The following is a 13,669-nucleotide window of genomic DNA, read 5'->3' as shown; positions in this document are numbered from 1 at the left end:
GCTTCAGCCGCGACAGGCGCTATCGGTAAGGCCTGTCGCGGCTGAAGCCGCTCCTACAACAGCGCGGCGCTAGTGCGAATCGCGCGCCACGTCGGCGCCGCTGCCGCCGACCAGGAAATCCAGGTCCGCGCCCAGGTGCGCCTGCTGCACGTGCTCGACGTACAGCTTGCTCCAGCCGCGCAGCGGCGTCGGCAGCGGCGTCCATTCGCTGCGCCGGCGCAGCAGTTCCTCGTCGCTGACCTCCAGGTGCAGCGAGCGCCCGGGCACGTCCAGTTCGATGATGTCGCCGTCGCGCACCAGCGCCAGGGTGCCGCCGGTGGCGGCTTCGGGCGAGGCGTGCAGGACCACGGTGCCGTAGGCGGTGCCGCTCATGCGCGCATCGGAGATGCGCACCATGTCGGTGACGCCGGCGCGCAGCAGTTTCGGCGGCAGCGGCATGTTGCCGACCTCGGCCATGCCGGGGTAGCCGCGCGGGCCGCAGTTCTTCAGCACCATGATGCAGTCGGCATCGATGTCCAGCGCTTCGTCGTCGATGCGCGCCTTCATGTCCTCGATGCTTTCGAACACCACCGCGCGGCCGCGGTGCCGCAGCAGGTGCGGCGAGGCGGCCGAGGGCTTGATCACCGCGCCGTCCGGGGCCAGGTTGCCGCGCAGCACGGCGATGCCGGCCTGTTCGCGGAACGGCGTGTCCAGCGCATGGATCACCTCGCGGTTCCAGCACGGCGCGTCGGCCACGTTCTCGCCGAGGGTGCGGCCATTGACGGTGCGCGCGTCCAGGTCCAGCTCGGCGCCGAGTTCGCGCATCACCGCCGGCAAGCCGCCGGCGTAGTAGAAATCTTCCATCAGGTACTGGCCGGACGGTTTCAGGTTGACCAGGCACGGCAGCCGCGACCCCAACTGATCCCAGTCGTCCAGGCTCAGCGGCACGCCCAGGCGCCCGGCGATGGCGAGCAGGTGGATCACCGCATTGGTGGAGCCGCCGATCGCCGCGTTGACCTTGATCGCGTTCGCGAACGCGGACCGGGTCAGCACCTGCGACATGCGCAGGTCTTCCTCGACCATCTGCACGATGCGCCGGCCGCTGAGCCGCGCCAGCCGCGCGCGGCGCGAATCCACCGCCGGGATCGCCGCGTTTTCCGGCAGCGAGATGCCCAGCGCTTCGACCATGCTGGCCATCGTCGAGGCGGTGCCCATGGTCATGCAGCTGCCCTTGGAGCGCTGCATGCAGGCCTCGGCCTCGACGAACTCGTCCTGGCTCAGGGTACCGGCGCGGACCATCTCCGACATCTGGATCACCCCGGTGCCCGAACCCAGCGGCTGCCCGCGCCAATTGCCGGACAGCGACGGGCCGCCGGACAGGCCGATGGTCGGCAGGTCCACGCTGGCCGCGCCCATCAGCAGCGACGGGGTGGTCTTGTCGCAGCCCATCAGCAGCACCACGCCGTCGAGCGGATTGGCGCGGATCGATTCCTCCACGTCCATGCTGGCCAGATTGCGGAACAGCATCGCGGTGGGCAGCATCTGCGTCTCGCCCAGCGACATCACCGGGAATTCCAGCGGGAAGCCGCCGGCCTCGTAGACGCCGCGTTTGACGTGCTCGGCCAGCTCGCGCAGGTGGCCGTTGCACGGGGTCAGCTCCGACCAGGTGTTGCAGATGCCGATCACCGGGCGCCCGTCGAACATGTCGTGCGGGTGGCCCGCGCTCTTGAGCCAGCTGCGGTAGTAGAAACCCTGCTTGCCTTCGCGACCGAACCACGCCTGGCTGCGGCGGACCGGTTTGGTGGGTGAGCCCATGCTGGCGGAATCCTCGAGACCTGATCGGCCCGGATCGGTGCCTGCGCGGCGTCGCCCGGGTGCTTTACGTCGGCGATGCTAGCGGGCATATTGATACATGAAAAATAACAAATATCTGCATTCAGATATTTCTTTTCGTATATCAAAATCCTATCCACCTAGAGCGAAACGGCATGGACAACACGGCAAGCGCGGCGTCTCCCGGCACCGGCAACGCAACCTACGGCAGCCTGCACGGGCGCCGCGTCTTCATCACCGGCGGCGGGTCGGGCATCGGCGCGGCGTTGGTCGAGGCCTTTGCCGGGCAGGGGGCGCAGGTCGCCTTCGTCGACGTGGCCGCCGAGGCCAGCGCGGCGCTGGCCGAGCGGCTGGCCGCGGCCGGCCTGGCCAAGCCGTGGTGGCGCCGTTGCGACGTCACCGACGTGGCCGCGCTGCAGGCGGCGCTGGGCGAGGCCGCCGCCGAGTTGGGCGATTTCCACGTGCTGCTCAACAACGTCGGCAGCGACGACCGGCACGCGCTGGACGCGGTGACCCCGGAGTACTGGGAGCGCTGCGTGGCGATCAACCAGCGCGCCGCGTTCTTCGCGATCCAGGCGGCGGTGCCGGGCATGAAGCGGCTCGGTGGCGGTTCGATCGTCAATCTCGGTTCCACCGGCTGGCAGACCAAGACCGGTGGCTATCCGGTCTACGCCACCGCCAAGTCGTCGGTGAACGGTCTGACCCGCGGCCTGGCGCGCGAGCTGGGCGCGGCGCGGATCCGGGTCAACGTGCTGACCCCGGGCTGGGTGATGACCGAACGCCAGGTCACGCTGTGGCTGGACGAGGCCGGCGAGCGCGAACTGGCGCGCAACCAGTGCCTGCCGGACAAGGTGATGCCGGAGGACATCGCGCGCATGGCGCTGTTCCTGGCTTCGGACGAGTCGCGCGCGATCACCGCGCAGGAGTTCGTGGTGGATGGTGGGTGGACCTGAGCGAGCGGGTGCATCGCTGACATGTCGGAGGGGCTTGGGCTCCGACCGATCGTTGAAACGGTCGCGCTTCCAGGCTCCGCTCGTCGCGACTGAAGTCGCTCCCACAGGATGGTCGCGACTGCCTGGCGGGTTGCAGGGTGGGAGGGCTTCGGCTCCGATGGTTTGGCGGCGCGCATGGGCTGCGGCTGCGTTCGGTCGCGGCTGAAGCCGCTCCTACAGGGGGTTGCGGTTGGTCGGCTGCGTGCACTGTGGGCGGGGCTTCAGCCCCGACGGTGTGCGCAGACGGAATGTCTACCGCTACGTTCGGTCGCGGCTGAAGCCGCTCCTACAGGGGGTTGCGGTTGGTCGGCTGGGTGCACTGTGGGAGGGGCTTCAGCCCCGACGGTGTCCGCGGACGGAATGTCTACCGCTGCGTTCGGTCGCGGCTGAAGCCGCTCCTACAGGGGCTTGCGGTTGGTCGGCTGGGTGCACTGTGGGAGGGGCTTCAGCCCCGACGGTGTGCGCAGACGGAATGTTTACCGCTGCGTTCGGTCGCGGCTGAAGCCGCTCCTGCAAGGGGCGTGCGGTTGACCGGCTGGGTGCACTGTAGGAGGGGCTTCAGCCCCGACCTCATCCTTCGGTTTGCGCATCCGCCGGCGCCGGCGCTTCTTCGGCCGGCGCGACGTAGCCATACACCGGCCCGGCCGCGGCCTGCAGGGCCTGCAGCATGATCCGCGCGCCCGGCGACAGCAGCCAGTCGGTGCGGGTGATGATGCCGAACGCGTCCATCCGGCACGACAGCTCCACCGGCACGATCGCCACGCTGCCGTGGTCGGCGAAATGCCGGGCCACGTCCACCGGCACCACCGCCAGGTAGTCGCCCAGGCGCAGCAGCTGCGGCAGCACCACCAGCGCCGAGGTCTCCACCACCCGCTTCGGCGGCTCCAGCCCGGCGTTCTGGAACATCAGCTCGAAGCGGTGGCGCAGCACGCTGCCGTCCGGCGGCACGATCCAGCCGGCGTCGGCCAGTTCGCGCAGCGCCGGCTGCGGCATCGCCAGGATCGGGTGGCCGGGGCGGGCGATCGCGCACACCTCTTCCTCGGCCAGCGCCTGGTAGTGTAGGTTGCGCTTGTCGTGGCGCGCGAACAGCCGCGCCACCACGATGTCGAGCTTGTTCTGCGCCAGTTGCTCCAGCAGCACGTCGCTGCCGTCCACGCGCAGCGCCACGCGCAGCAGCGGATGCTGTTCGGTGACCTGGGCCAGCGCCGCCGGCAGCAGGGTCATCGCCGGCCCGGCGATGGCGCCGACGCTGACGCTGCCGAAATAGCCGGCCTTCAACGCCTCGATCTCGGCGCCGGCCTCGCCCAGGCTGGACAGGGCGATGCGCGCGTGGCGGATCATCGCCTCGCCGTACCAGGTCGGGCGCATGCCGCGCGGCAGCCGCTCGAACAGCGGCACCTCCATCATGTCCTCCAGGTCCTTGAGCAGCTTGGACGCGGCCGGCTGCGACATGTTCAAGGTCTCGGCGGCGCGATGGATGTTGCCTTCCTCCTCGATCGCCAGCAGCAGCATCAATTGCCGGGTCTTCAGGCGGGCGCGGACGAACCAGGGCGTGGCGGCAGGCATGGCGGCCCTATGCATATGAATGTTCGTATACATTAAGCCAAAAACGATATTTGTTGCATATAGGTCATCCGGCCAGAATAGAACCGCATCCGCGGCACCGGCGGTCTGTGCTGCCGCGCGGCTCTTTCGTATTCCGACAGGCGACCGATTCATGCGATTGATCCAACTGCTCGACGAGTCCGGCATCCCCAGCGTGGGCGCGGTGGCGGCGGACGGCACCCAGGTGCGCCTGCTGCGCGAAGTCGGCTCGACCTATGCGCTGGCCAACGCCGCGCTCGCCGCCGGCCTCGGCCTGGACGACTACGCCACGCATCAACTCGGCGACATCGTGCTCGACTACGCCGAACTGCTGGCGAACCACCGCGTGCTGTCGCCGCTGACCCATCCGGACCCGGCGCACTGCCGCGTCACCGGCACCGGCCTGACCCACCTGGGCAGCGCCGCCACCCGCGACGCGATGCACCAGAACCTGCAGCAGCAGGCCGACCAGGGCACGCTCACCGATTCGATGAAGATCTTCCAGCTCGGCGTGGAAGGCGGCATCCCGCGCGACGGCCAGCCCGGCGCGCAGCCGGAATGGTTCTACAAGGGCGACGGCAGCATCCTGGTCGCGCCGGGCGCACCGCTGCCGTCGCCGGATTTCGCGCTGGACGGCGGCGAGGAGCCGGAGCTGGTCGGGCTGTACGTGATCGGCGCCGACGGCGTGCCTTACCGGCTCGGCTTCGCGCTGGGCAACGAGTTCTCCGACCACGTCACCGAGCGCCAGAACTATCTGTACCTGGCCCATTCCAAGCTGCGCGCCTGCGCAGTCGGGCCGGAGCTGCGCAGCGGCGAACTGCCGCGCGACCTGCGCGGCAGCAGCCGCATCCGCCGCGGCGATGCGGTGATCTGGGAGAAGCCCTTCGTCACCGGCGAGGCCAACATGTGCCACTCGCTGGCCAATCTGGAATACCACCATTTCAAGTACGCCGCGCATCGCGTGCCCGGCGACGTGCACCTGCACTTCTTCGGCACCGCCACGCTGAGCTTCGCCGACGGCGTGCACGCCGAGCCGGGCGACCGCTTCGAGATCGAACTGCCGGAGCTGGGCGCGGCCCTGGTCAATCCGCTGCAGCGGGTGTCGGCCGGGTTCGAACTGGGCGGCGTGCGCGCGCTGTAACCGAACAGGAGAATGGCATGAGCCAACGTTTCCAGAGCTATATCGACGGCCAGTGGGTGGCCGGCAGCGACATCGCGGCGGACGAGAATCCGTCCGATCTGTCCGCGCCGGTCGGCGAAGTCGGCAGCGTCGACGCCGACGCGGTGCGCGGCGCGATCGCCGCGGCCAACGCGGCGCAGGCCAAGTGGGCGGCGAGCACGCCGCAGCAGCGCGCCGACGCACTCGACTTCGTCGGCAGCGAAATCCTGGCGCGCAAGCAGGAACTGGGCACGCTGCTGGCTTCCGAGGAGGGCAAGACTCTGCCGGAGAGCATCGGCGAGGCCGCGCGCGCCGGGCAGATCTTCAAATTCTTCGCCGGCGAGGCGCTGCGCATTCCCGGCGAAAAGCTCGCCTCCACCCGCCCCGGCGTGGACGTGGAGATCACCCGCGAGCCGGTCGGCACGGTCGGCATCATCGCGCCGTGGAATTTTCCGCTGGCGATCCCGGCGTGGAAGATCGCCCCGGCGCTGGCCTACGGCAACACCGTGGTGTTCAAGCCGGCCGAGATCGTGCCCGGCTGCGCCTGGGCGCTGGCCGAGATCCTCAGCCGCGCCGGCCTGCCCAGCGGCGCGTTCAACCTGGTGATCGGCAGCGGCCTCACCGTCGGCCAGGCGCTGGTCGAGGACCGTGGCATCGATGCGCTGAGCTTCACCGGCTCGGTGCCCACCGGCAACCACCTGCTCAAGCAGGCGGCCGCGCGCGGCTTGAAGATCCAGTTGGAAATGGGCGGCAAGAATCCGCTGGTGGTGCTGGCCGATGCGGACCTGGACCTGGCGGTGGAGATCGCGGTCAACGGCGCCTACTTCTCCACCGGTCAGCGCTGCACCGCGTCCAGCCGCCTGATCGTGGAGCGCGCGGTCTACGACGACTTCGTCGCGCGCGTGAGCAAGCGCCTGGCCACACTGAAGATCGGCCATGCGCTGACCCCGGGCATCGACATCGGCCCGGTCGCCAGCGCCAGCCAGTTCGCGCAGGACCGCGACTACGTGCGCATCGCCCAGGAAGAAGGCGCCGAGCTGGTATACGGCGGCGACGCACTGGAATGCGAGCACCAGGGCCACTACATGCGCCCGGCGCTGATCGCCGCGCAGCCGCAGCACCGCATCGCGCGCGAGGAAGTGTTCGGCCCGGTCGCGGCGGTGATGCCGGCCGACGACTACGAACACGCGCTGGCGCTGGCCAACGACACCGAATTCGGCCTGTGCGCCGGCATCGCCACGCGCTCGCTGCAGCACGCTACGCATTTCAAGCGGCATGCGCAGGCCGGCATGGTGATGGTCAACCTGCCGACCGCCGGGGTCGATCCGCACGTGCCGTTCGGCGGGCGCAAGGCCTCCAGCTATGGCCCGCGTGAGCAGGGCCGCTATGCGGTGGAGTTCTATACGACGGTCAAGACGGCCTATACATTCGCGGGATGAACTGATCGATCCATTCGCGCGCCTGCCTGGGAGGGTGGGCGGCCGCCGCGGCCCGAACGCCGCGTGACCGCCAGCGTGCAACGAACGAGGAGGGGTTATGCAGAAGTCAGGTGTGCGTGCGGCGGTGCTGGGGATGGCGGTACTGCTGGGCGCGGCGTTGAGCGCGTGTTCCGGCGGCGGCAAGGACGCGGCCGGCAAGCCTGGCCAGATCACCGTGGGCTTCAGCCAGGTTGGCGCCGAGAGCGAGTGGCGCACCGCCAATACCGCCTCGGTGAAGCAGGCGATCGAGCAGGCGGGGATGAAGCTGAAATTCTCCGACGCGCAGCAGAAGCAGGAGAACCAGATCAAGGCGCTGCGCTCGTTCATCGCCCAGCGCGTGGACGTGATCGCGTTCTCGCCGGTGGTCGAATCCGGCTGGGAGACCGTGCTGCGCGAGGCCAAGGCGGCGAACATCCCGGTGGTGCTGACCGACCGCGCGGTCAAGGTGTCCGACGACAGCCTGTACACCACGCTGATCGGTTCGGATTTCGTCGAGGAAGGACGCAAGGCCGGGCGCTGGCTGCTTGAGAAATCGCCGTTGAAGGATGGCGACAAGCCGGTGCGCATCGTCGAGCTGCAGGGCACGGTGGGCTCGGCGCCGGCGATCGACCGCATGAAGGGCTTCAAGGAGATCATCGCGGCCAACCCGCGCTTCCAGGTGGTGCGCTCGCAGAGCGGCGACTTCACCCGCGCCAAGGGCAAGGAAGTGATGGAGGCGTTCCTGAAGTCGGAAGGGCGCAACATCGACGTGCTGTACGCGCACAACGACGACATGGCGATCGGCGCGATCCAGGCGATCGAGGAAGCCGGGCTGAAGCCGGGCAAGGACATCCTGGTGATCTCCATCGACGGGGTGAAGGGCGCGTTCGAGGCGATGCAGGCCGGCAAGCTCAACGTCACCGTGGAATGCAATCCGCTGCTCGGCCCGCAACTGGTGCAGGCGATCCGCGACGTCAAGGCCGGCAAGGCGTTGCCCAAGCGCATCGTGGTCGAGGAATCGGTCTACACCCAGGAGCAGGCCGCCGCCGAGCTGCCCAAGCGCAAGTACTGACGGAGCCTGCCGATGACGCCGGTGGTGCTGCACGCGCAGGGACTGAGCAAGGCCTACGCCGGCGTCGCCGCGCTGGACGACGTGGCGCTGTGCCTGCGCCGCGGCGAGATCCACGCGCTGATGGGCCAGAACGGCGCCGGCAAATCGACCCTGATCAAACTGCTGACCGGCGCGGTCGCCGCCGATGCCGGGCGCATGGCGCTGGGCGGCGACGCGATTGCGCCGAACTCGCCGCTGCAGGCGCAGCAGCTGGGCATCAGCACCGTGTACCAGGAAGTGAACCTGTGCCCGAACCTGTCGGTGGCCGAGAACATCTTCGCCGGCCGCTATCCGTTGAAGGGCTGGCCGCGGCGCATCGACTGGCGCCGGGTCGAGGGCGAGGCGCGCGAGTGCCTGCAGCGGCTGGGCGTGGACATCGACGTGCGCCGCGCGCTGTCCGCCTATCCGGTGGCGGTGCAGCAGATGGTGGCGATCGCACGCGCGCTGAGCGTGTCGGCGCGGGTGCTGATCCTCGACGAACCCACTTCCAGCCTCGACGAAGGTGAGGTCGCCGAACTGTTCCGGGTGATGCGCGGCCTGCGCGAGCAGGGCATGGCGATCCTGTTCGTGACCCATTTCCTCGACCAGGTGTACGCGGTGTCCGACCGCATCAGCGTGCTGCGCAACGGCCGCCTGGTCGGCGAATACCTGGCCGCGGACCTGCCGGCGCCGCGGCTGATCGCGGCGATGGTCGGGCGCGAACTGGACGTGGCCGCCGCGGCCGCCGCGGCGGTGGACGCCGCGCCGCCCGAAGCCGCGCCGGTATTGCTGCAGGCGCAGGGCCTGGGCCGGCGCGGCCAGCTGCACCCGATCGACCTGCAGCTGCGCCGCGGCCAGGTGCTGGGCCTGGCCGGCCTGCTCGGCGCCGGCCGCACCGAACTGGCGCGGCTGCTGTTCGGCCTGGACCGCGCCGATTGCGGCCGCGTCTCCATCGACGGCCATGACGTGGCGCTGCGCGGCCCGCCCGACGCCATCCGCCACGGCCTGGCGCTGTGCCCGGAAGAGCGCAAGACCGACGGCATCGTCGCCGAGCTGTCGGTGCGCGAGAACATCGTGCTGGCGCTGCAGGCGCGCATGGGCCTGCGCCGGTTCCTGCCGCTGGCCGAGCAGGTGCGCATCGCGCAGGGCTACGTGGACGCGCTGGGCATCAAGACCGCCAGCGTGGAGACCCCGGTCGGCCTGCTGTCCGGCGGCAACCAGCAGAAAGTGGTGCTGGCGCGCTGGCTGGCGACGCGGCCGCGGCTGCTGATCCTCGACGAACCCACCCGCGGCATCGACATCGCCGCCAAGCAGGACATCATGACCCGCATCCTGGCGCTGGCCCGCGAGGGCATGGCGGTGTTGTTCATTTCCGCCGAGGTCGCCGAGATCGAGCGCATCGCCGACCGCATCGCCGTGCTGCGCGAACGGCGCCTGGTCGGCGAACTGCCCGGCGGCTGCGGCGAGCGCGCGGTGTTCGACCTGATCGCCGGGAGCGCGGCGGCATGAGCGCGGCGGCCACCCGATCGCCCAGCGCGCCGCGGCTGCCGGCGCGCATCGCCGCCCACCCGCTGTTCTGGCCGCTGGCGACGCTGGCGCTGCTGCTGCTCGGCAACGGCCTGTGGAATCCCGGTTTCCTGGCGCTGCAATGGCGCGACGGGCACCTGTACGGCAACCTGGTGGACATCGGCAACCGCGCCGCGCCGCTGGCGTTGGTCGCGCTGGGCATGACCCTGGTGATCGCGGTGCGCGGCCTGGACATCTCGGTCGGCGCGGTGGTGGCGATCGCCGCGACGGTGGCGGCATGGATGATCGGCGGCGGCGAGCACAGCCGCTTTCCGCTGTGGGCGGTGATTGTGGCGCCGTTGTTGGTCGCCGCCGCGTGCGGGCTGTGGAACGGCCTGCTGGTGGTCAAGGTCGGCATGCAGCCGATCATCGCCACGCTGATCCTGATGGTGGCCGGACGCGGCGTGGCGCAGCTGATCGGCGACGGCCAGATCCTGACCATCTACTACCCGCCGTACTTCTACCTCGGCAACGGCTTCCTGCTCGGCCTGCCGTTCGCGCTGTTCGTGGTCGCCGCGGTGTTCGTGGTGTTGCAGCTGCTGCTCGGGCGCACCGCGCTGGGTCTGTTCGTGCGCGCGATCGGGCACAACCCGCGTGCGGCGCGGGTGGCCGGGGTCAAGGCGCGGCTGATCGCGGTGCTGCTGTACGTGTTCTGCGCATTCAGCGCCGGCCTGGCCGGGCTGCTGATCAGTTCCAACGTCAAGAGCGCCGACGCCAACAATGCCGGCCAGCTGATGGAACTGGACGCGATCCTGGCGGTGACGCTGGGCGGCACGCTGCTCGACGGCGGCCGCTTCAGCCTGGCCGGCAGCCTGATCGGCGCGCTGATCATCCAGACCCTGACCGCGACGATCTACGCGATCGGCGTGCCGGCGCAGGTCAACATGTTGATCAAGGCGCTGCTGGTGTTCGCGGTGATGCTGCTGCAATCGCCGCAGTTCCGCGCCAGCGTGCGCGGCTGGGTGCGGCGTCCCGAGCCGGGAGCGGGGCGATGAGCGCGGCCGGCGTACCGGTCCAGACCGCGCGCGGCCTGCGCCGTGCCGGCACGCTGCTGCACGGCGCGCGCCTGCCGCTGGCGATCACCGTGGCCCTGTTCGTGGCCATGGCCGGCGCCGGCGGCGCGCTCTACGACGGCTTCCTGTCGCCGCAGGTGTTCGCCAATCTGCTGATCGACAACGCCTTCCTGTGCATCGCCGCGGTCGGCATGACGTTCGTGATCCTGAGCGGCGGCATCGACCTGTCGGTGGGCGCGGTGATCGCCTTCACCACGGTGCTGTCGGCGTCGCTGGTGCAGCACCACGGCTGGTCGCCGCTGGCGGCGATCCCGCTGGTGCTGCTGCTCGGTGCGCTGTTCGGCGCGTTCATGGGCATGCTGATCCAGCGCTATCGGCTGCAGCCGTTCGTGGTGACCCTGGCCGGCATGTTCCTGGCGCGCGGCGCCAGCTACCTGATCAGCGTCGATTCGATCCCGATCGACGATGCGCTGTACGTGGCCATCGCCCAGTTCCGCGTGCCGATCGGCGCCGGCGCGTCGCTGTCGATCGGCGCGCTGATCGCGCTGGCCACGGTGGCGCTGGGCATGTGGCTGGCGCACAGCACGCGTTTCGGCCGCGGCGTGTACGCACTGGGCGGCAGCGAGGCCTCGGCGCGGTTGATGGGCCTGCCGGTGGCCGCCACCCAGGTCAAGGTCTACGCCTTCAGCGGGTTCTGTTCGGCGCTGGCCGGCGTGGTGTGCACCTTCTACATGCTGTCCGGTTACAGCCTGCATGCGTTGGGCCTGGAACTGGATGCGATCGCCGCGGTGGTGATCGGCGGCACCTTGCTGGCCGGCGGCAGCGGCTACGTGATCGGCACGCTGTTCGGCGTGCTGATCCTGGGCGTGATCCAGACCCTGATCGTGTTCGACGGCACGCTCAGCTCGTGGTGGACACGCATCGTGATCGGCGCGCTGCTGCTGGTGTTCTGCCTGCTGCAGCGCTTGTTGACCCGGCGCACGCCGGATTCGGGAGCGGACGCATGACGGAGCATGAAGAGGCGGGCCTGGCCTGCACACGGCGCGATTTCCTGCACTACGGCGGCGCCTCGCTGGCCGCGCTGGGTGTGCTGGCGCAGGGCGAGGCGCTGGCCGTGACGCCATCGGCTGCGCCGGCCGCCGCGAAACGGCAGCCAGCGGTGCAATTGCGCGAGCAGCCGTTCGCGATGGGCCAGGTGCAACTGCTCGACGGCCCGTTCCTGCAGGCGCGCGAGCGCGACCGCCGTTACCTGATGTCGATTCCCAACGATCGCCTGCTGCACAATTTCCGGCTTGCCGCGGGACTGGACTCGCACGCCGAGCCGCTGGGCGGCTGGGAATCGCCGCACTGCGAAATCCGCGGGCATTTCTCCGGTGGCCACTATCTGTCGGCCTGCGCGCTGCTGTACGCGGCGACCGGCGACGCGGCGCTGAAGGACAAGGCGGATGCGCTGGTCGCCGAGCTGGCGCGCTGCCAGCGCGCGGACGGCTACCTCGGCGCATACCCGTCCTCGTTCTACGACCGGCTCGGCCGCCGCGAGGAGGTGTGGGTGCCGATCTACACCGCGCACAAGATCCTCGCCGGGCACCTGGACATGGCCCGCCATGCCGGCAACGCACAGGCGCTGCGCACCGCGCAGCGCTTCGCCGACTGGCTGGGCGCGTGGATGGACGGCTTCGACGACGCGCAGTGGCAGCGCATCCTCGGCGTGGAGTTCGGCGGCGTGCACGAGTCGCTGCTGGAGCTGTACCTGCTCAGCGGCGACGACAAGTACCGGCGCTGGGCCGCGCGCTACGAGCAGGCATCGCTGCTAGAGCCGCTGGCGCAGGGCCGCGACGCGCTGGCCGGGTTGCATGCCAACACCCAGATCCCGAAGATCGTCGCCGCCGCGCGCGCCTACGAGATCGGCGGCGAGCCGCGCCAGCGCCAGATCGCCGAATTCTTCTGGCGCACCGTCAGCGGCCACCATGCCTATTGCACCGGCGGCACCAGCGACTTCGAGATGTTCGGCAAGCCGGACCACTTCGCCGGGCGCCTGAGCGGGCACAGCCACGAGTGCTGCTGCAGCTACAACATGCTCAAGCTGACCCGGCACCTGTACACCTGGCAGCCGGACGCGGCGCTGATGGATTACTACGAGCGCGTGCTGTTCAACGCGCGCCTGGGCACCCAGGACGAGGCCGGCATGATGATGTATTTCGTGCCGATGGATGCCGGGTACTGGAAGCTCTACAACACCCCGTTCGCTTCGTTCTGGTGCTGCACCGGCACCGGCGTGGAGGAGTTCGCCAAGAGCAACGACAGCATCTACTTCCGCGACGATGCCGGCCTTACCGTCAACCTGTTCATCGCCTCGCAGCTGGACTGGCCAGAGCGCGGCATGCGCGTGGTCCAGCGCACGCGCTTCCCGCAGCAGGAAGGCACCGCGCTCGAGTTCCAGTGCAAGCGCGCGCAGCAGATGACGCTGCGCCTGCGCATCCCGTACTGGGCCACGCAGGGCGTGCGCCTGCGCATCAACGGCAAGGCGCAGGCGGTCAAGGCGACCCCGGGCAGCTATCTGGAGTTGCAGCGCCGCTTCGCCGACGGCGACCGCATCGAACTGGACCTGCCGATGGCGCTGCACGCCGCGCCGCTGCCCGACGAACCCAGCCTGCAGGCGATGATGTACGGCCCGCTGGTGCTGGCCGCGCAACTGGGCAGCGACGGCATCGATCCGGCGCAGCTGCACGTGTCCGACCAGCGGCCGTCGTTGAACAAGATCGTCGGCCGCCAGTTGCCGGCGGTCTACTTCGCGCCGGACACACTGTGGGCGCGCCGGCGCGACGGCCAGGAGCAGGTGTTCGAGGCCGACGGCATCGAAGGCCCGATCACCCTGGTGCCGTTCTACCGTATCGCCCACGAACGCTATGCGGTCTATTGCCGAGCGAGGCCGGTGTGGGAAAAGAACCCGCAATTCTGACCCCGCCACGCGCGCGTGGCGTGTCCTGCTGCGGCGC

10 protein-coding genes are annotated in these 13,669 nt (G+C 69.7%); 8 read left to right on the top strand and 2 right to left on the bottom strand.

Annotated features, from left to right (window positions below; genetic code table 11):
• Window positions 1–69: 69 nt before the first annotated feature.
• A complete protein-coding gene (locus tag H9658_RS07300; RefSeq protein WP_191824898.1) occupies window positions 70–1,794 on the bottom strand; it encodes an IlvD/Edd family dehydratase in 1,725 nt (574 codons plus the stop codon).
• A gap of 173 nt (window positions 1,795–1,967) precedes the next feature.
• Between H9658_RS07300 and H9658_RS07295 the strand changes: the two genes are divergently transcribed.
• The gene (locus H9658_RS07295; protein ID WP_191824897.1) at window positions 1,968–2,765 is read left to right on the top strand and encodes an SDR family NAD(P)-dependent oxidoreductase; all 798 of its coding nucleotides are present in this window, start codon (window positions 1,968–1,970) and stop codon (window positions 2,763–2,765) included.
• Between the two features lie 609 nt (window positions 2,766–3,374).
• Here the strand turns inward: H9658_RS07295 and H9658_RS07290 are convergent.
• Complete coding sequence (locus tag H9658_RS07290; RefSeq protein WP_191824896.1) at window positions 3,375–4,370, bottom strand: LysR substrate-binding domain-containing protein; 996 nt, start codon at window positions 4,368–4,370, stop codon at window positions 3,375–3,377.
• A gap of 151 nt (window positions 4,371–4,521) precedes the next feature.
• Between H9658_RS07290 and araD1 the strand changes: the two genes are divergently transcribed.
• The 7 genes from araD1 (at window position 4,522) to H9658_RS07255 (ending at window position 13,632) form a co-directional block, all read left to right on the top strand.
• Window positions 4,522–5,529: an AraD1 family protein gene (araD1, locus tag H9658_RS07285; protein ID WP_191824895.1), complete on the top strand. Its 1,008-nt coding sequence runs from the start codon at window positions 4,522–4,524 to the stop codon at window positions 5,527–5,529.
• Between the two features lie 17 nt (window positions 5,530–5,546).
• Window positions 5,547–6,986, top strand: coding sequence for an aldehyde dehydrogenase family protein (locus H9658_RS07280; RefSeq protein ID WP_191824894.1), 1,440 nt, complete (start codon window positions 5,547–5,549; stop codon window positions 6,984–6,986).
• Between the two features lie 97 nt (window positions 6,987–7,083).
• On the top strand, window positions 7,084–8,076 hold the full coding sequence (locus tag H9658_RS07275; protein ID WP_191824893.1) for an ABC transporter substrate-binding protein: 993 nt from the start codon (window positions 7,084–7,086) through the stop codon (window positions 8,074–8,076).
• 12 nt (window positions 8,077–8,088) lie between these two features.
• Complete coding sequence (locus H9658_RS07270; protein ID WP_191824892.1) at window positions 8,089–9,603, top strand: sugar ABC transporter ATP-binding protein; 1,515 nt, start codon at window positions 8,089–8,091, stop codon at window positions 9,601–9,603.
• On the top strand, window positions 9,600–10,655 hold the full coding sequence (locus H9658_RS07265; protein ID WP_179570831.1) for an ABC transporter permease: 1,056 nt from the start codon (window positions 9,600–9,602) through the stop codon (window positions 10,653–10,655). The genes H9658_RS07270 and H9658_RS07265 overlap by 4 nt, the downstream gene beginning before the upstream one ends.
• Complete coding sequence (gene yjfF / locus H9658_RS07260; RefSeq protein ID WP_191824891.1) at window positions 10,652–11,680, top strand: galactofuranose ABC transporter, permease protein YjfF; 1,029 nt, start codon at window positions 10,652–10,654, stop codon at window positions 11,678–11,680. Before H9658_RS07265 ends, yjfF begins: the two co-directional genes overlap by 4 nt.
• Window positions 11,677–13,632 (top strand): glycoside hydrolase family 127 protein, encoded by a 1,956-nt coding sequence (locus tag H9658_RS07255; protein WP_191824890.1) that lies wholly within the window; start codon window positions 11,677–11,679, stop codon window positions 13,630–13,632. The genes yjfF and H9658_RS07255 overlap by 4 nt, the downstream gene beginning before the upstream one ends.
• Window positions 13,633–13,669 lie beyond the last annotated feature (37 nt).

The organism is Xanthomonas bonasiae (assembly GCF_014836395.1).
GTDB lineage: Bacteria > Pseudomonadota > Gammaproteobacteria > Xanthomonadales > Xanthomonadaceae > Xanthomonas_A > Xanthomonas_A bonasiae.
This window is presented reverse-complemented; position numbering and strand designations above follow the sequence as displayed.